Genomic DNA, 26,224 nt, shown 5'->3' with positions numbered 1-26,224 from the left:
AGTCTGTTCGAGCATGACCGTCCTCAAATCCCTCGTCCTGTTCGCAGTTGCCGCCTTGTTCGAGATCGGTGGGGCGTGGCTGGTCTGGCAGGGCGTGCGCGAGCACCGTGGTTGGATCTGGGTGGGTCTGGGTGTGATCGCCCTCGGGGCGTACGGGTTCGTCGCGACGCTGCAACCGGATGCCAATTTCGGCCGCATCCTCGCCGCATACGGCGGGGTCTTCGTCGCGGGCTCCCTGCTGTGGGGTGTCGTGATGGACGGCTTCCGTCCTGATCGCTGGGACATCGCGGGGGCGCTGGTGTGTCTCGCAGGTGTCGCCGTGATCATGTACGCCCCGAGGTGACGGAGAGTACAAGGGTGGAGGATTCGCCACCTCAGGGGACCTTCTGAGCGCTGGCTGTCATCCCGACACTGAGCGCATGACTACGACAACCAACTCGGATCCTCGCACCCACACCCCGGCTTCCCGGCTGCTCGTCACTGCATACGGGGTCTGCGCGTATCTCATATTCCTCGCGGTGTTCCTGTACTCGATCGGATGGGTCGAACGACTGGTGGTACCCCGGAACATCGATCAGGGGCCTCGTGCCCCGGCCGGAATCGCCATCGTGATCGACCTGGTGCTGCTCTCGCTGTTCGCAGTGCAGCATTCGGTGATGGCCAGACCCTGGTTCAAGAGACGCTGGACCCGGATCGTGCCGGAGCCCGCGGAACGATCCACCTACGTCCTGCTCGCCTCGGCGGCGTTGGCACTCGTGATGTGGCAGTGGCGTCCACTCCCACACCCGATTTGGGGCATCGACAGCAGTCCGCTACGAGTACTGCTCTATGCGATCTCGCTCGCAGGGTTCGGTCTCGTGCTCGTGTCGACGTTCGCCATCGACCATTTCGACCTGTTCGGATTGAGACAGGTCATCCGTAGCCAACGCGGACAACTGCCCGCGGCGAACGCCTTCCGGATACCGCTGCTGTACCGGTCGGTGCGGCATCCGCTCTATCTGGGTTTCCTCGTCGCGTTCTGGGTTGCGCCGACCATGTCGGTCGGGCATCTGCTCTTCGCGGCGGTGACGACGGCATACATCCTCGTCGCGATCAGGTTCGAAGAGCACGACCTCATCGTGACGTTCGGCGAGCGATATCGCTCCTATCGGACTCGCGTACCGATGATCCTGCCGTGGAAGTGGTTCAGCCGACGGTGACAGCGCCGGTGGCCGGGGTCGAATTGCACAGCGGACCGCTGGCGAGGCTCACCGATCCGAATACGGTGGTCAGCACCTCGCCCGGTCCGGTGTCGACGGTCGCAGACAGATTCGGGTATTCCCCGGTGAGGTCGACGATGCCGGTGCGTCCGTTGTCGCGGTTGAGCCATGCGACCGTCACCTGACCGGCGGCCGGTATCGGCCACAGCGCTTGCGTGGTTGCGAACTGCACGTGGCCTGCGGTGATCCCGTGTTCGTCGTCGGGACCGGGGTGGGCTGCCACCGATGTGAGTGACGCGAGGCTGCCTTGGTTGAGGCAGCCGATGGTGATCGCTGTACCCAGCGGTTGCGTCGGAGCAGCTGTGGCAACACCGGCGAAGAGAACCGCGGCTGCGACGGGGGCTGCGAAGGTGAGTGCTCGACGGATGAATCGCACTGCAGGCATGCTGCGGGCTCCTCGGGTGGGGGAATGTCGTGTCCGAGTGCCGACCACAGCGTGTGCTTCGTGCGTGGCGCGTCCCGCGACCGATCGACTGCCGCGATTCTATCGATCTTGCGATCGGCAGGGGATGGTTTCGGACCCGATGGTGTTAGCGCAGTCACATGATCGACGGATAGTGATCGGTTAGCCTGGCCTAATGAAGTGGGAGAATTTCGTAGCCACGCTGGTCGCGCGTGAACAGGTCGCGGAACATCTGTTGCGCGCTCGCCTCGAGATCGGGGAGGGGACCGGGAACGGCTACCGCCCGCTGGCTGCAGCAGACGAGGCCGTGGCGTTCTACCTCTCGCACGACGCGGAGGAACTGCACGCGCGACCGAGCGAGAATCCGAATGCCCTGGGCGGCTGGGAGATTGTCGACGAGGAGCGCAGCGCCGGACATCGCAACTACACCGTGCGCTCGTACGACGCGGAATCCCGCGAGATGGTGGTCGACTTCGCGGTGCATGATCACGGCCCCGCGATCGAGTGGCTGCGCGCAGCGGAACCCGGCTGGCGTGTGCTGATGGCGGGCCCGCGCTCGTGGCACGAACCGCCGTCCGCGGCGACCCGCCACGTTCTCGCCGGCGACCTCGCCGCACTGCCTGCACTGGCGCGAGTCCTCGAGCAGACCGATCCTTCGGTGCACGTGACCGTCGTCGCCGAGGTCCTCGACCGCAGCGAGCTCGAATACCTGCCCTCGCGGGAGAACACCGAGATCGTCGAACTCGTCGGCAGCGGAAACGGAGTGTCGCGCACGCGGCTGTCCGCGGCGCTCGCCGAGCTCGACCTGCCTGCCGATGGGTACTGCTGGTTCGCGGGCGAGGCCGCCGATATCCGCGCCGCCAAGAAGCATCTGCGTTCGCTCGGCTGGTCGCGCGACCAGTACGACATCGTCGGCTATTGGCGTGAGGACTCCGAGCGATGGACGGCGAAGTTCGAGGAGCAGGGTGACGAGCTTCGCTCGGTGTATTCCACCGCGCTTGCCGAGGGGAAGTCGGTGGAGGAAGCGATGGATGTCTACGAGGCCGCGCTGGAGAAAGTCGGCCTGTAGACCCGGCTGGCCAGCGCATACGTCGAGCGTGTGCCCTCGGCAGGATTCGAACCTGCGACCTACCCTTTAGGAGAGGGTTGCTCTATCCCCTGAGCTACGAAGGCGCGCGCCGATTCGGGGGCCGAATCGCGGCGCGCTGTGAGTGTAGCGGTCGCTCCCGCGCTGTGCGAAGAGAGCCGGAAATTCGCTGTTTGTTACCGACCGGTTGGTTCGATTCCCGCACTGTGGGATCGCGAAGAGGTAACGCTGGACCGGACGTATATCGTTTTGTTACCTTGAATCGCCAGGAACGACCGGGGTGTTACGCACCGGCCGAAATCGGGACTACGAACGGGACAGCGACTGTGGCACGGCACCAGCGGACACGCGAAGATGCATCGGAATTCGAGATCGATCTGACGGTCGGATCGACTCAGCGTGGGCGTCATCGCATCGAGCCGACGGGCCCGTCGGCTCCGGCCAAGGCAGCCACCGTGGCGTGCGCCACCGGCGCGTTCATGGCCATCGGCGCACAGTTCACTGCAGGCACCGCTGCCGCTCACCCCGGCCACGATCACGGCCCCGTCCAGGCGGCTCCCGCCCCGCAGCTTCCGTTCGAGCTGCCCGAGGGCATCGAGCTTCCCGCGATTCCCGGCATCACCACTCCCGCCGAGCAGGGCGCCCCGCAGCTGCCCGTCGAGGTCCAGGGTCTCGTCGACCAGTTCACCGGTGGCGGCAATTGGCTCGACAACCTCAACCCGATCAAGCCGAACACGGTGCAGCCGGTGTCGGGCACGCTCACATCCGACTGGGGTGCGCGCTGGGGCTCGCACCATGGCGGAATCGATATCGCCGCCCCTATCGGCACTCCGATCCAGTCGGCCGCCGACGGCACGGTCCTCGACGCAGGCGCCGCATCCGGCTACGGCCAGTGGGTTCGCGTACTCAACGACGACGGCACCACCGCTGTCTACGGTCACGTCGACACCTACCAGGTCTCCGCGGGCCAGCGCGTCAGCGCGGGTCAGCAGATCGCCACCGTCGGCAACCGTGGCTGGTCGACCGGGCCGCACCTGCACTTCGAGGTGTGGGACGAGGCAGGCAACAAGACCAACCCCAACACCTGGCTCAGCGACCGTGGCGTTGTCGCCGACTGGAGCGGCTACCGCGCAGTCTGACCGCCGCTCCCCGCGACACTTCGAAACGCACCCGGCCTTGCGGCCGGGTGCGTTTGCGTTCACGGACGCACACATGCTCCGGTGTTTCGGGTGGTCGTGCGGTAGTTTCATCTTCACCGCCTGCTACGCAGGAGGCAGAGGCATCAGATCTGGGTAGGGTGCCTGCATCGAGATCTGTCGGCACAGACCGGGGAGAACACGTGGGCACAGAGATTTCTGCTCGTTCGTTCACCGGCGCAGACCGCCGACAGTTCCGGCACAAGGTCCGCGAGTGCATGAGCGCGCTCGAACGTATGCTCCGCGACGGTGCGTTCGCCGATGCGCATTCTTCGCCCGAGCCGCAGCTCGGCATGGAGATCGAGTTCAATCTCGTCCAGGACGACATGGCTCCGGCAATGTCCAACCTGGAAGTGCTCCAGGCGATCGACGACCATGCGGTCTTCCAGACCGAACTCGGCCAGTTCAACGTCGAGATGAACGTCGAACCGGGGCCGCTGTCCGGCGACGCCACGATCGAAATCGAACAATCCCTTCGTCACTCGCTTCGGCGCGCGGACGAGCGGATGCACCAGTTCGATGCCCAGCTCGTGATGATCGGGATGCTGCCGACCCTCGAACTCGACCATCTCGGCCGAGACCGGATCACCGCCAATCCGCGCTACGAGGCACTCAACGAGCAGATCTTCGCAGCACGAGGTGAGGACATCGAACTCGACCTCGACGGTGTGCCGCTCCCCGGTACGGGTGAGGTGGAACGCTTGCGCGCCGATACCAACTCGGTGGTGCCCGAAGCGGCCTGCACTTCGCTGCAACTGCACCTGAGGGTGGCACCCGAGGATTTCGCACCGCATTGGAACGCAGCGCAGTGTCTGGCGGGGGTGCAGGTGGCGCTCGCAGCGAATTCGCCGTTCCTGGCAGGTAAGGCGCTGTGGCACGAGAGCCGGATCCCCCTGTTCGCCCAGGCCACAGACACCCGCCCCCTCGAGTTGAAGAACCAGGGCGTGCGTCCACGAGTGTGGTTCGGGGAACGCTGGATCGAGTCCCCGATCGACCTGTTCGAGGAGAACTCCCGCTATTTCACTGCGCTGCTACCGGAGATCACCGACTCCGACCCCGCCGCGGAACTCGATGCTGGCCTGATTCCGCAACTGCGTGAGCTTCAGATGCACAACGGCACCATCTATCGGTGGAACCGGCCTGTCTACGACGTCAGCGACGGTCAGGCCCACCTGCGGATCGAGAATCGGGTCCTGCCTGCCGGGCCGACCGTCCTCGACACGATGGCGAACGCGGCGTTCTACTACGGATTGCTGCGAGCGCTCGTCGAGGACGAGGACCCGCTGTGGCGGCGGATGACATTCGACGCGGCCGAGGAAAACCTGATCATCGGTGCCAAATTCGGACTCGAATCTCGCCTGTACTGGCCGAAACTGGGCTGGGTCGGTGCCGACGAGCTCGTCCTGCGCCGGTTGCTGCCGCTGGCGGATCGTGGGCTGGAATCGTTCGGGCTCTCCGCCCGCGCGCGCGACCGCTACCTCGGGATCATCGAGGGCCGGTGCTTGAATCGGCAAACTGGGGCGGCATGGCAACGTGAGCATGTCGCGCGACGTGAAGCGGCGGGCGAAGATCGTCGCATCGCGTTGTCGGGGATGCTCCGCGATTACGTCGCGGCGATGACCGACGGCAGACCCGTACACGAGTGGGATGCGTAGGCGCGGGCTTTAGCGCGTCCGGCCGTGGTGTGTCGATCGTCGGTGTGCCGATCGTCATCTCGTGGCGTCGCGAGTCGATCAGATCCGCAACGACCGGCTGACGACGACCGTCGGCGCCATCACCACTCGATCCGTCGGTGGTTCGTAGCCGGGGACGACGCTCAGATCGTCCGACAGATCGATCAGGCGCAGTCCCACTCGATCTTCGAGGACGCTCAGGGTGAGGGTGACCTCGACCCCTTCCGGCCCCGCAGCCCAGAATCGGAATCCGAAGTCGTCGGCCGGTTCCGCTCGGTGCCCGTCGACGGTTGCGCCGTGGACAGTGGCCGTTGTGCTGTCGACCCACAGTCCGACGGCGTTCGCGCCCCTGGGGGACGACAGGCGAAGCCGAAGCTCCCGGGCACCGCCTGCAGCAGTGTCGTCGAGGACCTCCATCTCGGGTGCCTGAAGAGGTGCTACGGGCGCCGGACCATGCGCCATCGGCTCGTCCCGCCAGGGAAATTCCGCGGTCAGGGGGCTCGCCGGGTCGACGAGCAGTTCCCGGCTCCACTCCGAGCGTGGGGAGTCCGGAGACGCCCAGATTGCGGTGTCGCGGTCGCTGTCGAGTGCGTACCACAGGTGTTCCTGTCGCGGATCGGTCGCGCCGTCGCGGTTGAGATAGCCCGCGACGAGTACACACACGAGTACCGACGCGATGGCTGCGGTTCCGGCCGTCTGCGTCACGGAGATGCGCCCGACCCGTGTCGCGGACGACGGGAGCACCGCTTCCCAGAGCACGAGGGTCAGGGAGAACAACACCGCGACGAAGACGCCTGCGAGCGGCGCTCCGAACATGAGGCCCGCATCGAACGACACCACCACGGCAGGGACGAGGAGCAGCGCGGCAGGGACGGCCCCGACCGCCACCGAGAGGGTCGGAAGCGGTGGACGATCGGTGAGAAAGCGAGCGATCTGTATTCCTGCGAGTGCGGGCAGTGCGGGCAGAACCAGCACCGATGCGACACCGACATACGGCAATGCGATCACCGAGGTGAAGGCGATCAGGACGAACGCCCCCACAACGAGGGATGCGGCCGGTAGGCGCGTTCGGGCCCACAGATAGGTCGTCACGAGCACGCCCGCTGCCGCGACCACGGCGGCAAGTTGGTAGACGTCAGGACGATAGGGTTCGCTCGTCACGGGGGAGGCCATCCCGGGGGCGAGGCGCATCGCGATGAACCACGGAAGCCAGGCGGCGAGTGCCGCGACCCCCACCGCGACTGCCGAGACTCCGGTGGCGGCGGCGACAGTCCAGTACGTGGCTTCACCCCGTCGAATCCGCGCAGCGACCAGCCAACCGACCGCGGCGACGAGGAGTCCCGTCAGCACGAACTCCACCCAGCGTGGATAGTGGATCAATCCCCAGGGCGCCGCGGTCACGACGTCCTCGCCCCCGGAGTCGAGCGCGGTGAGGTCGGACTCGACGAGTTCGCGGGCGACAGTGAGGGTGGCATCACCCATCTGTTGCAGCGACTCGTGACTCAGCCGGTCCGGGGTGTCGAGGGGGCTGTGGTAATACGCCGAGCCCCTCGCGATCGCGGTGTCGTAGGCGTGGAAGCCGGCCGCGGCGAAATGCTTGAAATCAGTGTCGTTGGGGAGCACTTCGAACCCGAATTGGGTGAACGAATCGGCGTTGGCGCCGGGTGCATGGGCCAGTGTCTCGACGAGGGTTCCGTTGGGGTCCGTGATGCGGAAGGTGACGGGTATCCCTGCGTTGCCGCGTGCCTCATGGTTGAGAACGACGGTGGGGCCGAGCGACGGTGAGCGCGTCTGCGTGAACATCTGGGAGCCGAGGAGACCGTCTTCCTCGCCGTCGGTGAGCAGGACGATGACGTCGTTACGCGGTGCGGGACCGGCCGTGATCGCGCGCGCGGATTCGAGGACGGTACCGATACCGATACCGTCATCGGCGGCGCCGGGTGAACCACGCACGGTGTCGTAGTGGGCGGCGAGCACCACCGTCCCGGTGGGGTCGGTTCCTGGGAAGAGCGCGACGATGTTGTGTACTCGGGCGCCGCGCTGCGTTGCTCCGTCGGTGGGTGAATACCAGCCCACGCCGCTCTTGACGGAGGTGCGCCAGCCGAGCGCCTCGAGTTCCCCGACGAGGTACTCGCGCGCCGCGCTGTGTGCGGGAGAGCCCAGAGTTCGGGGCTCGGCGGCGACCGCCTCGATGTGGGTGGTCGCGCGTCCAGCGCTGAACACATCGGCGGGCGCGTCGGTGGTGAGCGGCGTCGGGGAAGAAGTCAGCAGCACCGCCGCGAGCCCGACGACGAGTAGCGCAAGAAGCGCGAGCACGCTCGACCGTCGGGGTAGTGCCCGAGCAGCCTCGGGCGAGGCGGTGTCCATGGATCGAGCGTAGCGGTCAAAACGGGCAGAGCCCCGGCCGACAAGCCGGAGCGCTGCCCGTTGATCGATCAGCTGTCGTCAGGCTCCTGCGGGCGCCCAGCTGTCAGGTCCGAATACCTCGTAGTGGATGTTCTCGGCAGGCACGTTGCGCTCGATGAGGGCCTCGCGCAGCGACAGCATGAACGGGAGCGGTCCACACAGGTAGGCGTGGGTCTTCGGGTCGAGGGGGAGATCCGTGATGTCGGCCCGTCCCACGCGGATCGTCTCGATCGGTTGACGCGCACCGAGGTCCTCGTACCAGCGGTAGACACCGGCCGACGGGATCTTCTCGACGAGGGTCGAGAGTTCGTGCCGATGTGCGTGGTTGGCTGCCGAGCGGTCGGCGTGGAGTACCGAGATCGGGCGCTGGTCGCCGACCTCGGCGAGGTGCGAGAGCATGCCGATCATCGGGGTGCAGCCGATGCCCGCGGAGGCGAGGAACAGGGGGGCGTCTTCATCGGTGAGCACGAGGTCGCCGAACGGCGTGGTCACCTGGAGTTCGTCGCCTTCGAAGCAGTTCTCGAACAGGAAGTTGGAGACCTCACCGGCGGGGATGGCGGTGCCGTCGGGCGCGGTGGATGCGGCGACGCGCTTGACGGTGATCCGCCAGTCGCCGCGAGACGGCGCGTTGGACAGGCTGTACTGGCGAATCTGGCGAGCACCGTCGGGCAGCTCGACGCCGACCGAAAGATACTGTCCCGGGCGGAAGGTGGGCAGGGCGGCGCCGTCGAGTGAGGTGAGGACGAACGAGACGGTGTCGGCGGACTGGTAGACGCGCTCGGCGACACGCACGGTGCGCCACACCTCCCCGACCTCGACGCCCGCGGCCTTGTAGAGGTCGGCCTCGAGTGCGATGAGGGTGTTCGCCATCAGCCAGTACAACTCGTCCCACGCCTGCGCGACCTCGGGAGTGACTGCGGCACCGAGGACTTCGACGATCGCTTCGAACAGGTGCTTGTGCACGATCCAGTATTCGTCGGGCTTGATGCCGAGAGAGGCGTGCTTGTGCGCGATACGGGAGAGGATGGACTCGACGCGTGCGGGGTCGGGATCGAGCTGAAGGGTGGCGAAGGCTGCGATCGATCCGGCGAGTGCCTTCTGCTGCTCACCCTGCTTCTGGTTGCCCCGGTTGAACAGGTTGCGCTCGAGTTCGGGGTGCGCCGCGAACATCTTCTTGTAGAAGAGGGGAGTGATATCGCCGATGGCGGCACCGACGGCCGGCAACGTAGCGGCGATGACTTCCTTGGATTCGGGCGAGAGAGTCATGGTGAACTCCATTTCCTGTCAGGGGGTGGGCTGAGTGAGGGTCAACAGAATCGGTTCGATCTTCGATGTCGCCAGGTCGGCGACGGTGACGTCGTCGAGCGTGGCGTAGAAGGCCTCCTGCGCGTCGCGCAGTGCCTTCCTGAGTTTGCAGCCGTGACGGAGGGGGCACGGGTTCGCTCCCTCGCAGTCGACCACTTCCTCGTCTCCTTCGAGTTGCCGCGCCAGCCATCCGATACTGGCGGTGCGACCGAGTTCGGTGATGGCCAGCCCTCCGCCACGTCCGCGGCGGGTGGTGACGACGCCGAGCTCATTCAGTCTGGCGACCACTTTCGTCGTATGTGCGTACGACAGATGCAGTTGTTCGGCAACGAGTTTCGTTCTCGGCACGCTGTCCGCGGAGGACGCGGCCAGGTGCATGACAACTCTCAGTCCGAGATCGGTGAACTGGGTGAGTTGCATGCCCTCACGCTAGTTAATTTGCATCCAGAATGACAATTTAGTGTGACGCAGATCGCGTGGGGAGTCGCGTTGTCTCACTTACTTCTCCGGTTGCAGGGACGAAAGTCCATTCCACACCACATCCTTAGGAGCTAGTCTCGATCTTGTGAAACCTCACGGTGAAACACCTCGGGACCACAACAATGTGACTGTCGGTGTGGACGGATCGCCCGCGTCCACTCGAGCGGTCCGCTGGGCCGCGGCCACCGCGGCGCAACGAGGACTGTCTCTGCACCTCGTTCATGCGGTCGATTTCGCCACCACCGGCTGGGCAGCGACCCCCTTCGTTCAGACATCACGCGTCTTCGAGTGGGCGGAGGAGGACGCCAAGGCTGTGCTCGGCGAGGCCGAGCGGATTGCGCGCCAGAGCGCTCCCGGCCTCGAGATCACCGCCGCGGTGGCCCTCACGGGCACCGCGAAATGGCTGGTCCGATTGTCGCGGGAAACCCGGATGCTCGTGCTCGGGGAATCCGGCGGCGGACGCCTCGGCGAAATGTTTCTCGGTTCGACACCCGTTGCGGTCATCGGCCACGCCACCTGCCCTGTCGTCGTCGTGCGCGGTGAGGACGCACCATCCGAACCCGACTACCGTCCCGTCGTGGTCGGAATCGACGGAAGTCCGCTGAGCGAGAATGCGCTCGCCGCCGCGTTCGAGGAGGCCTCGTTCCGCGACGTCGACCTGGTTGCTGTGCACATCTGGAGCGATCTGAAGGTCGGAGCCCTCGAGACCATGCCGCTCGAATTCGAGCCCGAGGCGCTCGAGGACGTCGAGCGTGTGCTGCTCGGTGAGCGCCTGGCGGGCTACGGCGAGCGTTATCCCGACGTCACCGTCGTCCGCAAGATCTACGTCGACGGACCACGCACCCATCTGCAGGCGTGGAGCGAGCATGCGCAACTCGTCGTGGTCGGCAGCCGGGGTCGCGGCGGATTCAAAGGACTCGTCCTCGGTTCCACCAGCAACTCACTTCTGCGTGCGGCGCACTGCCCGGTCATGGTCGTCCGTCCGGACGAAGACTGACGGCGGTAGTGTTCGGGGCACGGTCCACAGGCGTGCCCCGCACGCTGCAGAGTTGAGGTGTGTACATGCGAATCGGAATGGGTTTGAACTACAGCGGCGGATTCGCCGAGACCGTCGCCGAGGTCGCCGACCTCGAGCGGGCCGGCCTCGACATCGTCTTCGTCCCGGAAGCCTATTCGTTCGACGCAGTGAGCCAGATCGGTTACATCGCGGCGAAGACGTCGCGCGTCGAGCTCGCGTCCGGCATCTTCCAGCTCTACACGCGCACGCCCACGCTGACCGCGATGACCGCAGCCGGCCTCGACTACGTGTCCGACGGTCGCTTCGTCATGGGCATCGGGGCATCGGGTCCGCAGGTCATCGAAGGATTCCACGGTGTGCCGTATCACGCGCCGCTGGGCCGCACCCGTGAGATCGTCGAGATCTGCCGCAAGGTCTGGCGGCGCGAGAAGGTCGAGTACCAGGGCAAGTACTATCAGCTCCCGCTTCCCGAAGACAAGGGAACCGGCCTCGGCAAGCCACTGAAGATCATCAACCAGCCTGTGCGCGAACGAATCCCGGTTGTCATCGCGTCGATCGGCCCGAAGAACGTCGAGCTGACCGCCGAGATCGCCGAGGGGTGGGAGCCCATCTTCTACTACCCGGAGAAGGTCTCCGAAGTGTGGGGCGATGCGCTGGCCAAGGGCAAGGCAAAACGCGATCCCGCACTGGGTGAACTGCAGACCTACGTCCAGGTCGCGCTCGCGATCGGCGACGACGTCGACCACATGATCGACTGGGTCCGGCCGATGCTCGCCCTCTACATCGGCGGTATGGGAGCCAAGGGCAAGAACTTCTACAACGATCTCGCCGTCCGCTACGGCTTCGAGAAGGAAGCCGCGCTCATTCAGAACCTCTACCTCGACGGCAAGAAGGAGCAGGCAGCGGCGGCCGTGCCCGAGGATCTTGTGCGCGCCGTCTCGCTGATCGGTCCCGAAGGTTATGTGCGTGAGCGTGTCGCAGCGTTCGAAGAAGCCGGCGCGACGACACTGAACGTCACCCCGCTCGCCGGCGACACCGCAGGGCGGGTCCGTCTGATCGAACAGATGCGGAATATCTGCAGCTGACCCGCCGGCGGGTCAGCGTCACCATCACGGAGAAAGGTTCCGGATATGAGCGAGATCAAGCCGATCATAGTTGCGGTCGACGGGTCCGACGCAGCCTCGGGTGCGGTGATCTGGGCTGCCCGCGCGGCAAGTGCCCGATCGGTGCCACTGCGCATCGTCACGGTCGTCCACGTTCCGGCTTTCTACTACTCGGAGCCCTACCTCGCGCAAAGTTTCCACGAGGAGATGAAGACCACTGCCCGCGACCGCCTCGCCAATGCGGGGGTGCTCGCGCGGAAGGTCGTCGACGACAGCAACGGCTCGGTGGAGATCAGCACCGAGCAGATCGAGGGCAAGGTCGCGCCCACGCTGGTCGAACTGTCGTCACACGCCGACCGACTCGTCGTCGGATCGCGTGGGCTCGGCGAGGTCAAAGGTCTGCTCGCGGGCTCGGTGTCGACATCCGTCGCCGCCCACTCCCATGCTCCCGTGGTGATCGTGCGCGGCCGCACTCTCGATGGGGCGCCCCCGGTCGAAGGTCCCGTCGTGGTCGGTGTGGACGGGTCGGAGTCGTGCCGGGCCGCCGTCGAGTGTGCGTTCGAGGAGGCCGTCGCGCGGCAGACGACCCTCGTCGCGGTCAATGTGTGGAGCGATGTCAGTGTGCAGCCGTCGCTGGGCGCAGTGCCCGAGGATCCGCATTGGAGTCGCATCCAGACAGGCGAGGAGATCGTGCTTGCCGAACGCCTCGCCGGATACCAGGAACGCTATCCCGACGTCGTAGTCGAGCGGGTGGTCGCGCGCGATCGTCCCGTGCGGGTGCTCAGTGAATACGCCGAGAGCGCACAGCTTCTCGTGGTGGGGTCGCGCGGGCGGGGTGGGTTCAAGGGCCTGCTGCTGGGATCTACGAGCAACGCGTTGATCCAGACCGCGGATTGTCCGGTGTTGGTGGCGAGGTCGGAGACGGGCGAGGAGTAGACGCGGCAGGGCGTCCGGGAATCGGACGCCCTGCGGGCGGCTCTGCCGAACCGATCGGAGACCCTACGGGTCCCTGAGCTTGCCTTCGGCCCCTTCCCCAACGCTGCCCGGTCGCCATACCCCGATAGACCGTCTCGGCCAGCACTTCTGGCCCCACGTCGGAGGTGACGTGTGGCGTGTACTGGACCCGGTCGGTTGTGTCGACCCGCGCGATCGGGTGCTCCACCGCCAGCTGTGGAGACGAAGGGTACTGGCGCCCAGTCGGTTTCGTGCCGGGGAATGGCACCCCGGTACGCAGCGTCGATGCACTGACGTCGGACTCTGGGAGATGAGCGACGATGCCTCTCGACGTGCCGTGGTTACCGAAGCGGCCCTTGCGCACGCGGAAGCAGACGAACACCTCGAGCCCCTCGATAGCCACTGCCGAATCGGCAGTGATCGAGGGGCTCGAAGATTACGACGTCAGTGAAGAACCTGGTGACCAGGTGATGTGTCGGCCGGCGCGAAGGAATGCGCTCGCGGCTCGTTGCTGATTTACGCCTCCGAAGGGCGTGTGGATAGAATCCACCGTACGGTGCATGACAGTCCAATCTGTCGTGTGCCCAGACCCCGGTTCGGTGTTAGCGCACCTGCCGGGGTCGACCTGTATTCAGGCCGGTGGAGGGATGATCTCACGTGGCGTGATCGGGGTCAACCTCGAACGATTGTTCGGTTCGCTCGGAGTCTTGCCGGGCGGTTCCGGACGCAGCGTTGTGTCTTCTGGATCGCGGTGTCGCGAACAGGGCGAGATGAAGCCGTCTACTCATCGCTTCCGCTGAGTACGCCGAAGCAGCAATGACATGATCGACTCATGACGACCGTGCCGCGCTGGGCGTGGGTACTGCTGGCCATGATTACGGCTGCTTGGGGCGCCTTTGCGGCGTCGAATCCGATACTCCAGATCACCGACTGCGAGATTGGGCTGTCCGCCATCAGTCCTTCTGAGTGCAACGAATCGATCTGGAGCTATTTCGGTAACAGCATGGTGATCGTTTTGGTTTTGCCGGCAATGGCGTGCTTGCTTCCGGTAGCGGTGCCGCGCATCTCTGCGGCGTGGACGGTCGCCGGATTGCTGGTGGTGGCGTCGGTGCTCGGCTTTTCAGAGGCGATGTCGTCCATACCGTCGTTGCTGGGTGTATACGGTTTCTACCTGCCGATCGCGTTTCTCGCTGTTCTCTTGGCAATTCGAGGTCAGGCGATCACCCTCCGCCAGCGCCGTGTGTCCGGCTACCCGTAGTTGGGGCCTCAGCGAGGACAACAGTTGCGGTCGATGGTGACGCCCAGAGCCACCACAAACAACCCCTGCGCAGGGACCGCCACTGTCGATATGACCGCTGCGCCGCCCACCGTTGAGAGTCGCATGCCGATCGAGCACAGCTCAGACTTCAACCGGAGTCGGAACCGTCGGGTACGTTCCGATCATGACGCCGACGTGGGAACAGGTCCGAGGCTCGAACTACGGCACGATGGGACGCACCGTTCACGGAACTGTCCACCGGCCCGACGGATCGTGGAGCCGCGTGTGGCACGCGCCTGAGAACACGTGGCGTTACGAGAACGAGTCCGGTGAGCCCACTTTCATCGAGAACGACACCGACAGGTGGTCCAGTGACGGAGACGGCACTATGGTGCACACCGTCAAGTCTCCCACCACTGGCTACGCAATCATGGGTGCGTCGCCGGCTCTTCTGCTACGCGCCTACGGCGTGTTTCCTCCTCTGGCAACTCGAGGGTTCGACAATCAACGATTTGTCGGACCGAGTGCGCCCAAGGCGGTCCGGGTTCGTGGCCGTGACGGCTGGGAGGTGAGCGCCTTCGACCAGCACGCGAACGAAACGGTCACCTACGTGTTCGACGCAGAACTCGGTGTCGCACTGCGATGGCAGTGTGGTGATGATTGGATGGAACTCGAAAAACCCAGTCTCGACGACGTATTCGAGACCACATTGTTCTCGTGGGCAGGGCCGTCACGCCCAGCCGAGGATGACTTCGCGAGATCGAACAGGGAGCAGGAGGAACGTCAGCGCGCGCTGGCGGGTATTCCTCAGGCGCTTCCGACGTGGCTGCCGATGACAATAAACGCACAGTCTCGATCCGGTGATGCCCGCACCGGCGAATTGAGCGTGTCGATCAGCGGGCACGCACCACAGTTCACGTTGCGTCGATGGGTGAGCGCGATCGGCGAACCGAAGGTCGAATGGCCGAACGATTCGACGCCGGAACGCTACCGTCATTCCATCGGCGACTGGACGTACGAGATTCGCAGCCACCAGGACATCAGCCGGGACGACTGTGCTCGGATCGTGGATTCGATCGTGCCGGTCGATCCACCGGATCGCGACCCCGCTGAGATCACCGCCGAACTCGCCACCGAGGAGCACGATCGCCGCGAAGCGGAGGTGCTCGCCACCCTCGGTGCAGGACGGGTTCTCACCGAACATCTCGAAGACGAGTCACTGCTCATCCGTACCGACTTCACCGACGACGCCGCCTGGCGCGACATTGCCGTCGCTGCCATGGCTCCGATGCCGCAGGGAGACGGCACCGAATTCGCCGCCTACCTCACGTGCATCGACAACCCGGAATACGACGGGTTGACCGTCGACGGGCTTCTCGAAGCAATAGGCGAGTCGCCGACGTACTACGCGTTTCTCGCCGACACCGAGACGGTGAGGAGCCCGGAGATGCCTATCGTCGCCGTCTACACCGGACCCGACGAACCGGACCGGCCTCGCGGAAGAACCTTCCGCGTCATCCCCTCGGAGATGTGGGGTGTGGAGAACAACCTGTCGATTGCGAACCTGGACTTCGAATCCTTCGCGGACAGTGTCGACGAGGACGGGGTGTTTCGTGGTTTCCCGGAACCGCCGCGTCCCGTCGAGGAGGTGACCACCCGCGAGCTCTCGCAGTGGATTGCGGACGATCTCGAAACCGACGTGCTCCGCGAGTTCCATGCCCAGATCGCCGGTCGGAAATACCGCTATCCGGTGGCATTGTTCGAAGCCGACCTGGCGGAGGTGCATGCTCACACCCGCGACACCGAACACGGAGAGCGCGCCGAAGTTCTCGGGTACGACGAGTTTCTGGAGGCGACTTCGGCTGGGGGGCCGGCACTGCGCGGCACCGTGCCGACGCACAACGGCTACTGGAAATTCGTGATCGACCGCGTCTCACATCGCCCGATCGCGGCATACCGGATCACGAACGCACCCTACGTGCCCCCGGCACCCCAGGACGGTGTGCGGCAACCGATGAGGTTCGAGGTGCCGTTCGTCTGCACTGAACCGGTCTCGTTCTCGACGCTCACCGATGACGACGACCTGATCGACCGAGACGTCGTGCAGCGAGCTGTTCTTGCCGAAGCGGCACGGCTGCATCCCGACAGCGAAATCACCGGCGGCGTACCTACCCTCGAGCGGATCCCACGTCTCGTGGGTTTCAATATCGGCTGCTACGTGCATATCGATGGTCGGCCGGTGTTCTATGTGTCGATCGTGGCCGATGCTGATGACGAGTTCATCGTTCAGGAGGTGCCACCGGAGGGGATGCGGGTGGTCGGCCCGGGAGAAGCGTGAAACGCCGACCACGTGAGTGTGAAGCGGCAGTGTGATCAGCCTGATCAGCCGAACTCGTCGACGCCATCTGCGCGCAGGCGTCGCCACATGTCGGCCGGGTGCACACCCTCCCGGATCGCGTTGTTCTCGATGAGGATGCCCAGCATCTCTGTACAGGTGTAGGCGAGATCCTCGAGTGGAAGACCGCCGTAGCGGGCAGCCAGCCACCCCGAGGTGTTGCCGGCTTTCGCTGCCTGCGCCATGTCCAGTACGGTCTGGAACAACTCGGCGTTCGACGGCACTTCGAGTTCGACGGCGGTGAGTTCTCGAGTCACCTTCGGGGATCCTTCCTCGCGGGCTGTCAGTAGCCGATCCGCATGATCAGCTGAGGCGGTGTGGCCATTCCCAATCGTGCACGGAGTCGCTCGGCCGAGTCTTCGATTCGGAGCGGATGAGTGAGAACCGACGCCGAGAGCCGGCTGTCGACGGCCGCCAGCCACGCGCGTTCGGTGGCCATCCCGATCCGGACCAGGTCGATCGGGTCGGCGGACGCGGCGTTGAACAGCAATACGGTTTCGCGATCGATTGCCGCTGCCAGGGCCGACGTCTCGGGCACCTCGGTGGTGATCATGGCTTTGCCCGCGGCGCCGTGCTCGTCCAGCGTGGCGTCCCAGTCCTCGACGACCTCGGCGTTGCCTTCCGGCTGCCAATGCGACGTCCACGAGAACATCTCGCGTTGATAGTGGGGATTGCGTCGCTTGGCCTCGGCCGAGTAGGTGAGCATGTCGGCGAGAGCCGGGGCCTCATCGGACGCCAACAGGCGGATCCCGACACCGGGTACCTGGGTGCCTGCGGCGACGATGTCGCCGATGGTCTCGGCGGGCACCGGGATGTCGGCGAAAGCGTCACGGTGACTCTTGCGCCGGGAGATTGCCGCATACAGCCGGAGGTCGGAGCTGTCCGGAACGGCACTCCGGAGCGTCTCGATCCGCGCGATGATGGCCGGCCGATCGGGGAAGGGACAGAGGTCTGTGCGGACCTGCCTGCCGAGGACGCGCATTGCGAGCTCGAGATGGGCCACGGCGGTGCCGCACGAGATGAGCCGGTCGGGCCGGAGGGGGTCCGCACCGGGCTCCGCGAACTCGAGACGTTCCTCCAGCTCCGCGGCGGAGCCGGGAAGCGTCAGGTTCCACGGTTGGGTGTCGTGCACCGACGGCGCTTCGATGACGGCTCGCGCAATGATCTCAGTGTCACTCTGCGACCAGGTTTCGGAGTCGACGGTCATCGCTACCCTCCTCATCCGGTCGTCACCGAGCGCGACACATGTCCCGGTGTACTACGAGCGTCTCCCACGAGTGCGGGACGATGCACGGGGCGAAGGTCCCGAAAGTGACGTCGAACGGCCCTGGGAAGAACACCGTCGTGGAAGGCTGCAACCATGGCACCATCGAGCTGAACGAAAGGTGCGTGCGATGCCCCGCATATTTCTCGTCGACGACCACGAGATCGTCAGGCGTGGACTGGTGGATCTGCTCAGCAGCGTCCCCGACTTCACTGTCGTGGGTGAGGCCGCGTCCGTGGGTGAGGCGCTGGCCCGGATCCCGGGGAGCGGCGCCGACGTCGCAGTGCTGGACGTTCGCCTTCCCGACGGCAACGGTGTCGAACTGTGCCGGGAGTTGCGTACCCGGATGCCCGAGCTACGCGCATTGATGCTCACCTCGTACTCCGACGACGAGGCGCTGTTCGACGCGATCATGGCCGGTGCGTCGGGATTCGTGCTCAAGCAGATCCTCGGCACCGACCTCGTATCGGCGGTCCGAACGGTGGGGGAGGGCGGCTCTCTGCTCGACAGTCGCGCCACCGCCGCGCTGATGAATCGGATTCGCGCTTCGCGGAACGCCGACCCGCTGGCGGAGTTGTCCGATCAGGAGAAGGCTGTCTTCGAGCTGATCGGCGAAGGCATGACGAACCGTGAGATCGCCGAACGGTTGTTCCTCGCTGAGAAGACGGTGAAGAACTACGTGTCGCGGTTGCTCGCGAAGCTCGGGATGCAGCGCCGCACGCAGGCCGCGGTCCTGGCAACCGAATTGCGCAAGGGCAAGGAGCAGGGAAAGTCCTGAACCTGCTCGGGTGCAGTGCGATTCAGAGCGGCGCGCTCCACAACACCCGCGTTCCGCTGACGTCGCCGGGTCCGATGATGCACTTCCCGCCGCATTGTGTGGCCCGGCGTTCGAGGTTGGCCAGGCCGCTTCGCCGCGGTGCGTCGGGGAGGCCGGTGCCATCGTCGACGATCTCGATCCGGAAGTCGTCGTCGGCGGTCACCGACACCGTGATGTTCTCCGATTGGGAGTGTCGCAGTGCATTGCTCAGTCCCTCCCGCAGCACGGCTTCGGCGTGGGGGTGGATGCGGTCGGGCACCAAAGTGTCTATCGGGCCGATGAATTGGACATTGGGCGCAACTGCCGAGTGAATGCTGAGATCACCGACGACGTCGAGCAGCCTCCGGCGAAGGCTCGTGCCGACCGCAGCCCCCGTCGTATGCAGATCGAAGATGGTCGTGCGGATCTCGCGCACCGTCCGGTCGAGTTGTTCGACGGCGTGGTGGATCACGTCGGTGACCCGGCCGGGGTCCGCGCCGGGGGTCATGACGCTCTGCAGGCTCATTCCGGTGGCGAAGAGTCGCTGAATCACGTTGTCGTGTAGGTCTTGCGCGATTCGGTCGCGATCTGCGAGGACGTCGAGCAATCGCTTCTTGCGTTGCTGCTCGGCGAATTCCAGTGCCACTGCTGCAAGATTCGCCATCGAGTCCAGTTGTGCGATCTCTTCGTCGTCCCACGGATCCGATCCGGCCTCCTGGGTGACGATCAGCACGCCGGTGATGGTGGAGGTCGCCGACAGCGGGAACACGATCGCGTTGCCCTCGTTGCCGTGTCCGGCGGACGGCAGTCCGGCCAGTGAATCAGTGAGGACCGCCTGCCGGGTTTTGAGTGCATGCAACACCGGTGTGTCGGTCAGGTCGATGCGCACCGTGTCGGCCGCGGGTGCGGTCGGTGACGCAGCGCGAAGGGTTCCGCGTGAGCCGTCGACGAGGACGACGAAAGCTCCTGCGCCGCGGGCCAGTTCGCGGACCTGTCCGGTGAGTAGACCGAGCGTTTCGTCGACCGAGCCGCCCACGAGTAGCCGAGCGTTGATCGAGGCCATTGCCGCGAGCCACCGTTCGCGGGTCAGTGAATCTTCGAACAGCCGCGCGTTGTCGACGGCTATACCGGCGGACGTCGCCAGCACTTTCAGGATCACCGCATCTTCTTCGGTGAACTCCGGCTCGCCCAGCTTCTCGGTCAGGTAGATGCTGCCGAACACTTTGCCGCGGATCATGATCGGAGTGCCCAGGAAGGACTTCATCGGTGGGTGGTTGGGCGGGAACCCGATCGACGCCGGATGCTTCGACAGGTCGGCCAGCCGTACCGGGCGAGGATCGTTGATCAGCAAACCGAGGATGCCGCGGCCCTCCGGCAGGTGGCCCATTCTGCTGCGCTGCGCGGTGCTGATGCCTTCGTAGACGAACTCCGACAGGCCACCGTCGGCGGCGCGCACACCGAGTGCGCCGTACCGGGCATCGAGCAGCGACACCGCGGACTGGACGATGCGTTGCAACATGGAGTCGAGTTCGAGCCCCGACCCGACCACGAGCACCGCCTCGAGCAGGCTGCGCAGAATCTCCGGTGCTGTGGCGGTGTCGTCGAGACGGTCACGCAGTTCGGTCAGGAGGGTGTCGATCGGCGCTTCGGTGACCGCATCCGGCATGTCATTCACAGGGAGTCTCTCAGTAGGTCGAGTACCGCGGTGACCGCCGCGTCGGACGGGTCCGTCTTCGCACGGCTCAGATCGTGACCGGCGGCAGGCACCTCGAGAAGCGCCGTCGGTCCGGTCACCAGTGCTGCGGCGGCGCGTATCTCGTCGAGGGCGCCGAACGGGTCGCGGGCGCCGTGCACGAACACCGTCGGCACCGTGATGCCGGGTAGATGCTCGGTTCGGGCTTTCTCGGGCTTGCCCGGGGGATGCAACGGGTAGGACAACAGTACGAGTGCGTCGGCGACCTCGGGTTGGTCGGCCAGGAGCATGGATGTCTGCCGGCCCCCATAGGAGACACCGCCGATCAAGATCGGTCCGGTGTGCCGTTCGCGTAGCGCAGCGGCGGCGTCGGCGACGCCGGACCGGTCCTCCGCGGCGCGGGCCGGTTGTGGAGGACCCTTCGGTTTGCGTCGCCGGAACGGCAGGTCGTAGCGCAGCGCGAGGAGGCCCTGCTCGGCGAATCGGTCGCACATCACCTGCAGGATCTTCGCGTCGCGGTTACTGCCTGCGCCGTGGGTGAGAGCTATCGCGCCACGCGGCTCCCCATCGGGGAGATGCAGGCAGCCGTGCACGGTGCCGGTGTCAAGGAGTTCGACGCTCACCAGACCACCGTAACCGGGCTCATGGCGCATTCCGATCGGAAGGAACCGGTGCGGGGATGCCGCGCGGGCGCGCGAGAGTGGTCCACAGGTGGCGCAGCATGGCCGTGAACACGAGCAACCACGCCGCCATCGCGACCCACAGTTCGGCCGCACCGACGGCGCCGACGAGCGGCAATTCGTCGGCACGGCCGAGGTAGATCCCCGCGACGGCATACATGCCGAGTGGGAACACGATCGACCACAGCGACGAGTCGTACCTCAGTGGCACCTTGTGGACGCGGTGCCGCCACCAACCCGCTGCGATCAGCGGCGGGAACAACCACGTGGCGAATGCCCAGATCACCACGGCAAGGCCCGCGATCAGGCCCCGGGTGGCATCGACCATGGGCGCATCGGCCATCTCGACGATCTGCGCTCCGGCCACGACCGTGATCGAGCACGCCCCCATCGCCACCCAGTACGGTGCGGTCAGGTCGGTGGGTCGCAGCGGATATTGCAGCATCCGCGCGGCCACGAAGATCCCGGCCGCGGCATACAGGAACAGGCCCACCGCCCACGCGAACACCGCGACCGCGGCCAACAGGCGGTCCAGATCCGCGTAGACCGGTTGCAATGCGGCGGCGGCGATGGCGACCGATTCGCTCGCCACCACCCAAATGAACCAGGTGCCGTTCGCCTTGGCGAGCACTGGACGTTCCGTGGTGCCGAGGACGGCGGTCCACGGAATGACGTATCCGAGGACGAGCCAGGTCACAGCGGCCACGAGGAGCAGGATCGCCGCGGTCGAATGCCAGCCCTGCAATATCAGGCGCACACCCAGCACGTTGCTACCTGCGATGAAGGTGAAGAACCCGAATGCGCGGGAGGAATCTGCCATGTCCGAGCGCAGGGAACTCCGGAACGACACGAGTCGCCAGGTGGAGAGCACGACCAGCGCTACGTACGTCACTGCCGCGATGATCAGCAACGTCAACGACAAGACGTCGAATCCTCTGAGGTGGAGTCCGATCGAGATGATGCCGCTGGACATGACGAGTGCGAAGTAGCCGGGTGCGAGCGACCGGACCGCCGCGCTCGACCGGGTCGAGAGATCCACGTCGGCAAACCTTACTTCAGCAGCCTGGACATCCTGCGATCAGCGAGGACCTTCCCCCCGGTCTGACACGTAGGGCAGTACTGGAAGGACCGTTCGGAATACGACACCTCGCGCACGGTGTCGCCGCACACCGCGCACGGCAACCCCGCCCGGGCGTGCACACGCAGACCCGAGCGCTTCTCTCCTTTGAGGCGGGCGGCGTCCTGACCCACCGACCGGTCGACAGCGTCGGTGAGGACCGTGCGCACAGCGTCGTAGAGCGCGGCGACCTGTTCGTCGGTGAGACGCGACGCGGTGGCGAACGGAGACAACCGGGCTACATGCAGGATCTCGTCGGAATATGCATTGCCGATCCCCGCGAGCACCGACTGGTCGACGAGGAGCGTTTTCAGCCGCGCGGTACTGCCCCCGAGGAGTTCGCCGAACTCGTCGGCGGTCACGTCGAGGGCGTCCGGTCCGAGTCGTGCGATACCCCGGACCTGGGCGGGGTCGCGGACGACCCACACCGCGAGGCGTTTCTTGGTGCCTGCCTCGGTGAGATCGAACGCGGGGGTGGAGGCGTCGGGGCGGAACAGGTGCACGCGCAACGCCAGCGGCCCCTTGCCGAGCTTCGGCGGTGTCTGCGACGGCTCGTCGAGCCACCGCATCCATCCGGCGCGTGACAGGTGCGTGATCAGCGACAGGTCGCCGCAGTCGACGACGAGGAACTTGCCGAAGCGACGGGCCCCGGTGATGTCGCGGCCTTGCAGCGCGGTGATCGGGGGGTCGGCGGTCTGCAGCACGCTGAGTGCCGCGATGTCGATGCGACCGACCACGGACCCGACAGCGTGTTCACGCAGGAACACGGCGAGTGCTTCCACTTCGGGGAGCTCCGGCATGCCTCTCAGGCTACGGCTCGTGCGCGGTCTTGGTGGCTCCGACGACCAGCAACGCGCACGGGTGGCGCAGCCGCCTAGACTGCCAACCGTGACTGCCCCGACTCAGTATGAAGATCTGCTGCGCCTCGTCCTGGACACCGGGACGCCGAAGTCCGACCGCACGGGCACCGGCACACGCAGCCTGTTCGGGCATCAGATGCGCTTCGATCTCGCGCAGGGCTTTCCGCTGATCACGACGAAGAAGGTCCACCTCAAATCGATCGTCTACGAGTTGCTGTGGTTCTTGCGCGGCGACTCGAACGTGAAGTGGCTGCAGGAACACGGGGTCACCATCTGGGATGAATGGGCGACCGACGAGGGCGAGCTCGGGCCTGTCTACGGGGTCCAGTGGCGGTCGTGGCCGACACCCGACGGCAGGCACATCGACCAGATCTCCGGTGTGATCGACACGATCCGGAACAACCCCGATTCGCGTCGCATGATCGTGTCGGCGTGGAACGTCGCGGATCTCGACGACATGGCGCTGATGCCGTGCCACGCGTTCTTCCAGTTCTACGTCGCCGATGGCAAGCTCAGCTGTCAGCTGTACCAGCGCAGCGCCGACATGTTCCTCGGTGTGCCGTTCAACATCGCCAGCTATGCACTGCTCACCCACATGGTGGCGCAGCAGACCGGACTCGACGTCGGCGAGTTCATCTGGACCGGCGGCGACTGCCACATCTACGACAACCACATCGAGCAGGTCACCGAACAGCTCACCCGCGAGGCGTACGGGTACCCGACGCTGAGGCTGGCACCGCGCGATTCGATCTTCGACTACCGCTTCGAAGACGTCGAGATCGTCGGCTACCGGCACCACCCCGCGATCAAGGCGCCGGTGGCGGTGTGAGCGACCATGTCACGCTGATCTGGGCGCAGACCCCCGGCGGTGTGATCGGCCGCGACGGCGCCATCCCGTGGCACGTACCGGAGGACATGGCGTTCTTCAGGAAGGCGACGATGGGCAAGCCCGTCGTGATGGGCCGGCTCACCTGGGATTCGCTGCCGGAACGGTTCCGGCCATTGCCCGGCCGCCGCAATGTGGTGGTCACGCGCAACCCCGAGTGGTCGGTCGACGGTGCCCTCACCGCGTCGAGTGTCGAGGACGCACTGGAACTGGCCGGTGACGGCGAGATCGTCGTGATGGGCGGCGGTCAGATCTACGCGCAGGCGATGGATCACGCGACGCATCTGCTCGTCACGGAGGTCGATCTCGAAGTCGACGGCGACGCGGTCGCGCCGGCGATCGGACCGGAGTGGACCCCCGCCGACATCGGCGAATGGACGACGTCCACCTCCGGAACGCGATTCCGCTGGATCAGGTACATCCGAAGCTGAGTGTCGCGTCTTCCGGTGCGCCATACTGCGAACCATGGACAAGCTCTCGCTCACCGCGCTGGCCCGACAGCAACTGAAACTTGCCGCTACCTCGAGTAGCGGACGCAGCTCGCACACCGTGTTCGGCGGACACGCAAGGAGCCTGCGGCAGACCGTCGTCGCGCTTCAGGCCGGACGGGAACTGCGCGAGCACGACAGTCCCGGCGAGGCGACCCTGCAGATCCTCACCGGTCAGTTGCAGTTGATCGCAGGGGAGAATTCGTGGAAGGGCTCGCCGGGGGATCTGCTGATCATCCCGCCGGAGCGGCACAGCGTCGAAGCGCTCGAAGACGTTGCGTTCCTGCTCACCGTGTCCATGTGAGCCACGCTCGAGACGAGCGAAGTGCCTACAGCGCAGAAGTGCCTACAGCGCAGGGGAATAACCGCGATAGCCTTCCCACGCGAGTCTGCGCTCACTGCGAGGGTCATGCTCCACGCGGGTCGGCACGTCGAACACCACGGTCGCGCGGTCGGTCTCGTCGTAACGAGGCCACGACGGCAACGGTTCGCCGTGTCGCGCGAACTGCAGCCACTGGCGCTGTACTGCGGCGGAGACCGTCCGCAGATCACGACGGCCACCCACCGAGGTGAGCAGCCTGCCCAGCAGTTCGTCGGCTTGTCCGAATACGGCGAGCAGTTCGACGGCGTGCGTGGCGTCGAAACCCGTCCATCGAAGCAGGCGGGGAGCGAAGTCGTAGCGGTAGGCGAACGTCGGTGCGTGTCGTGCATGGGCCTGCGCGATCTGCACCGACGGATACCAGAAGGTGGTGTCGCCGCCGAGGTCGATGGCGGCACGTTCGGAGGGATACCCGGGATACACCGCGGTGATGCGATCGTGGGCGTCGGGGTCGGTGCCCGCGAACATCCGCTCGATCCGTTGCGGATCGGTGGGGAGTGCATCGAGGAACCGCGGGAAGAGCGCGCCCTCGCGGTCGTTCGTTCCGATGATCAAGGGGACCGGGTGCACGGTGCCCGCTTCGTACGCCTCGAGTGGTGCCACCGGCAGGTACTTCCCGTCGACGACCGGACCGAACGGGTGCAACCCCGGCGTCGCACGCATGACCGAGGCCCCGAGGCGTGAGCCGGCGCGCCCCAGTTCTGCCGGGGATGCGTCCGACAGTGCCTTCGCCGCGGTGGCGGCGTCGGCGCCGAGCAATTCGATGAAGCGCCGACCCCACTCGCGAGTGCGATCGGCGGTGTTGACCAGCCCCGGCGCGGGGCTCTGCGCGATCGCGCGGGCGAACAGTCCGTGCGCGGCAGGGGTCGCGAGCAAAGTGGTGACCGACGTGCCGCCCGCGGACTCACCGAAGATGGTCACGTTCTGCGGGTCGCCACCGAACGCGGCGATGTTGCGTTGGACCCATTCGAGCGCGGCCACTTGGTCGCGGAGACCGAGATTGGAATCGAAGGGGCGAGAGGCGTCGGAGTACTCGGTGAAGTCGAGATAGCCGAGCGCGCCGAGACGATAGTTGAGTGAGACGTACACGATGTCGCCGTCGCGCACGAGGGAATCGCCGCTGTACACGGACAACGCGCTGGTGCCCATGGTGAAGGCGCCACCGTGGATGAACACCATCACCGGCCGGGGCGTGTGGACGCGGCCCGACGGGGCGAGCACGTTGAGCGTCAGACAGTCTTCGCCGGCGGCGACCCGGGTGCCTGCACCGGTGACCAGGCCGCGCGGATGCTGACTCGCGGCGTTCCCGAAGCGAGTCGCGTCGAGGACGCCCGACCACGGCTCGACGGGCTGCGGCGCACGCAACCGCAACGGGCCGACCGGCGGCGCGGCGTAGGGGATACCCCGCCAGGCGAGGAGGTCGCCGGTGCGGATGCCGCGGACCGCGCCGTCCGGGATTGTGACGAGTGTCTCGGACGTCATGGTGCGCACTGTACGTGACGGCCCGTCACACCAGTATGAGCG

25 protein-coding genes and 1 tRNA gene are annotated in these 26,224 nt (G+C 65.8%); 14 read left to right on the top strand and 12 right to left on the bottom strand.

What is annotated here, in order from left to right; all coding sequences use genetic code 11:
* Positions 1–13: 13 nt before the first annotated feature.
* Entirely contained in the window at positions 14–343 is a 330-nt protein-coding gene (locus tag HCA61_RS09690; RefSeq protein WP_169687915.1) for a YnfA family protein, read from the top strand.
* A gap of 76 nt (positions 344–419) precedes the next feature.
* Positions 420–1,199 (top strand): methanethiol S-methyltransferase, encoded by a 780-nt coding sequence (gene mddA / locus HCA61_RS09685; RefSeq protein WP_169687914.1) that lies wholly within the window; start codon positions 420–422, stop codon positions 1,197–1,199.
* On the opposite strand, the gene HCA61_RS09680 is transcribed toward mddA, so the two are convergent.
* Positions 1,186–1,644, bottom strand: coding sequence for a hypothetical protein (locus tag HCA61_RS09680; RefSeq protein ID WP_169687913.1), 459 nt, complete (start codon positions 1,642–1,644; stop codon positions 1,186–1,188). The genes mddA and HCA61_RS09680 overlap by 14 nt on opposite strands.
* A gap of 193 nt (positions 1,645–1,837) precedes the next feature.
* Between HCA61_RS09680 and HCA61_RS09675 the strand changes: the two genes are divergently transcribed.
* On the top strand, positions 1,838–2,731 hold the full coding sequence (locus HCA61_RS09675) for a siderophore-interacting protein (RefSeq protein ID WP_169687912.1): 894 nt from the start codon (positions 1,838–1,840) through the stop codon (positions 2,729–2,731).
* A gap of 31 nt (positions 2,732–2,762) precedes the next feature.
* Here the strand turns inward: HCA61_RS09675 and HCA61_RS09670 are convergent.
* Positions 2,763–2,835 (bottom strand) — tRNA-Arg (locus HCA61_RS09670).
* Between the two features lie 240 nt (positions 2,836–3,075).
* Here HCA61_RS09670 and HCA61_RS09665 point away from each other — a divergent pair.
* Positions 3,076–3,888, top strand: a complete 813-nt coding sequence (locus HCA61_RS09665; RefSeq protein ID WP_169687911.1) for a M23 family metallopeptidase — start codon at positions 3,076–3,078, stop codon at positions 3,886–3,888.
* A gap of 200 nt (positions 3,889–4,088) precedes the next feature.
* On the top strand, positions 4,089–5,600 hold the full coding sequence (locus HCA61_RS09660) for a glutamate-cysteine ligase family protein (protein ID WP_169687910.1): 1,512 nt from the start codon (positions 4,089–4,091) through the stop codon (positions 5,598–5,600).
* A gap of 78 nt (positions 5,601–5,678) precedes the next feature.
* Here the strand turns inward: HCA61_RS09660 and HCA61_RS09655 are convergent, their stop codons facing one another.
* The 3 genes from HCA61_RS09655 to HCA61_RS09645 all read right to left on the bottom strand — a co-directional run bounded on the left by HCA61_RS09655 (position 5,679) and on the right by HCA61_RS09645 (position 9,749).
* On the bottom strand, positions 5,679–7,985 hold the full coding sequence (locus HCA61_RS09655; RefSeq protein WP_169687909.1) for a M28 family peptidase: 2,307 nt from the start codon (positions 7,983–7,985) through the stop codon (positions 5,679–5,681).
* Between the two features lie 78 nt (positions 7,986–8,063).
* Positions 8,064–9,290: a globin domain-containing protein gene (locus HCA61_RS09650; RefSeq protein WP_169687908.1), complete on the bottom strand. Its 1,227-nt coding sequence runs from the start codon at positions 9,288–9,290 to the stop codon at positions 8,064–8,066.
* A gap of 18 nt (positions 9,291–9,308) precedes the next feature.
* Complete coding sequence (locus HCA61_RS09645; protein ID WP_169687907.1) at positions 9,309–9,749, bottom strand: Rrf2 family transcriptional regulator; 441 nt, start codon at positions 9,747–9,749, stop codon at positions 9,309–9,311.
* Between the two features lie 145 nt (positions 9,750–9,894).
* Here HCA61_RS09645 and HCA61_RS09640 point away from each other — a divergent pair, with 145 nt between their 5' ends.
* The 5 genes from HCA61_RS09640 (at position 9,895) to HCA61_RS09620 (ending at position 16,480) form a co-directional block, all read left to right on the top strand.
* On the top strand, positions 9,895–10,806 hold the full coding sequence (locus HCA61_RS09640) for a universal stress protein (RefSeq protein ID WP_169687906.1): 912 nt from the start codon (positions 9,895–9,897) through the stop codon (positions 10,804–10,806).
* Positions 10,807–10,871: 65 nt separating this feature from the next.
* Positions 10,872–11,912: an LLM class F420-dependent oxidoreductase gene (locus HCA61_RS09635; RefSeq protein ID WP_169687905.1), complete on the top strand. Its 1,041-nt coding sequence runs from the start codon at positions 10,872–10,874 to the stop codon at positions 11,910–11,912.
* A 45-nt stretch (positions 11,913–11,957) separates the two neighbouring features.
* Positions 11,958–12,866, top strand: a complete 909-nt coding sequence (locus HCA61_RS09630) for a universal stress protein (protein WP_169687904.1) — start codon at positions 11,958–11,960, stop codon at positions 12,864–12,866.
* An 850-nt stretch (positions 12,867–13,716) separates the two neighbouring features.
* The gene (locus HCA61_RS09625) at positions 13,717–14,142 is read left to right on the top strand and encodes a hypothetical protein (protein WP_169687903.1); all 426 of its coding nucleotides are present in this window, start codon (positions 13,717–13,719) and stop codon (positions 14,140–14,142) included.
* 184 nt (positions 14,143–14,326) lie between these two features.
* Positions 14,327–16,480 (top strand): hypothetical protein, encoded by a 2,154-nt coding sequence (locus HCA61_RS09620; protein WP_169687902.1) that lies wholly within the window; start codon positions 14,327–14,329, stop codon positions 16,478–16,480.
* Between the two features lie 44 nt (positions 16,481–16,524).
* Here HCA61_RS09620 and HCA61_RS09615 read toward each other — a convergent pair whose 3' ends face one another.
* Both HCA61_RS09615 and HCA61_RS09610 read right to left on the bottom strand, forming a co-directional pair.
* Positions 16,525–16,794 carry a hypothetical protein gene (locus tag HCA61_RS09615; RefSeq protein WP_169687901.1) on the bottom strand — a complete coding sequence of 90 codons (270 nt, stop codon included), beginning with the start codon at positions 16,792–16,794 and terminating at the stop codon, positions 16,525–16,527.
* A gap of 26 nt (positions 16,795–16,820) precedes the next feature.
* Entirely contained in the window at positions 16,821–17,744 is a 924-nt protein-coding gene (locus HCA61_RS09610) for a nitroreductase family protein (RefSeq protein WP_169687900.1), read from the bottom strand.
* 187 nt (positions 17,745–17,931) lie between these two features.
* Between HCA61_RS09610 and HCA61_RS09605 the strand changes: the two genes are divergently transcribed.
* The gene (locus tag HCA61_RS09605; protein ID WP_169687899.1) at positions 17,932–18,579 is read left to right on the top strand and encodes a response regulator transcription factor; all 648 of its coding nucleotides are present in this window, start codon (positions 17,932–17,934) and stop codon (positions 18,577–18,579) included.
* Positions 18,580–18,601: 22 nt separating this feature from the next.
* Here the strand turns inward: HCA61_RS09605 and HCA61_RS09600 are convergent, their stop codons facing one another.
* From HCA61_RS09600 to HCA61_RS09585, 4 genes are read right to left on the bottom strand one after another with little or no spacing between them, the layout of a single operon-like run.
* Positions 18,602–20,263, bottom strand: a complete 1,662-nt coding sequence (locus tag HCA61_RS09600; protein ID WP_169688014.1) for a GAF domain-containing protein — start codon at positions 20,261–20,263, stop codon at positions 18,602–18,604.
* A gap of 5 nt (positions 20,264–20,268) precedes the next feature.
* On the bottom strand, positions 20,269–20,913 hold the full coding sequence (locus HCA61_RS09595) for an alpha/beta family hydrolase (RefSeq protein WP_346777529.1): 645 nt from the start codon (positions 20,911–20,913) through the stop codon (positions 20,269–20,271).
* Between the two features lie 19 nt (positions 20,914–20,932).
* Positions 20,933–22,009 (bottom strand): tellurite resistance/C4-dicarboxylate transporter family protein, encoded by a 1,077-nt coding sequence (locus HCA61_RS09590; protein WP_346777528.1) that lies wholly within the window; start codon positions 22,007–22,009, stop codon positions 20,933–20,935.
* A gap of 11 nt (positions 22,010–22,020) precedes the next feature.
* Positions 22,021–22,887: an Fpg/Nei family DNA glycosylase gene (locus HCA61_RS09585; RefSeq protein WP_169687897.1), complete on the bottom strand. Its 867-nt coding sequence runs from the start codon at positions 22,885–22,887 to the stop codon at positions 22,021–22,023.
* Between the two features lie 88 nt (positions 22,888–22,975).
* Here HCA61_RS09585 and HCA61_RS09580 point away from each other — a divergent pair, with 88 nt between their 5' ends.
* From HCA61_RS09580 to HCA61_RS09570, 3 genes are read left to right on the top strand one after another with little or no spacing between them, the layout of a single operon-like run.
* Positions 22,976–23,776, top strand: coding sequence for a thymidylate synthase (locus HCA61_RS09580; RefSeq protein WP_169687896.1), 801 nt, complete (start codon positions 22,976–22,978; stop codon positions 23,774–23,776).
* Positions 23,773–24,264, top strand: coding sequence for a dihydrofolate reductase (locus HCA61_RS09575; protein ID WP_169687895.1), 492 nt, complete (start codon positions 23,773–23,775; stop codon positions 24,262–24,264). Before HCA61_RS09580 ends, HCA61_RS09575 begins: the two co-directional genes overlap by 4 nt.
* Positions 24,265–24,298: 34 nt before the next feature.
* Complete coding sequence (locus tag HCA61_RS09570) at positions 24,299–24,625, top strand: cupin domain-containing protein (RefSeq protein WP_169687894.1); 327 nt, start codon at positions 24,299–24,301, stop codon at positions 24,623–24,625.
* A 42-nt stretch (positions 24,626–24,667) separates the two neighbouring features.
* On the opposite strand, the gene HCA61_RS09565 is transcribed toward HCA61_RS09570, so the two are convergent.
* Positions 24,668–26,182, bottom strand: a complete 1,515-nt coding sequence (locus tag HCA61_RS09565; RefSeq protein WP_169687893.1) for a carboxylesterase/lipase family protein — start codon at positions 26,180–26,182, stop codon at positions 24,668–24,670.
* Positions 26,183–26,224 lie beyond the last annotated feature (42 nt).

Origin of the sequence: Rhodococcus sp. HNM0563, from assembly GCF_012726195.1 — a bacterium.
In the GTDB taxonomy this organism is placed as follows: domain Bacteria; phylum Actinomycetota; class Actinomycetes; order Mycobacteriales; family Mycobacteriaceae; genus Rhodococcus.
The sequence above is the reverse complement of the archived record's forward strand: the minus strand, read 5'-3'. Positions and strand labels throughout refer to the sequence as shown.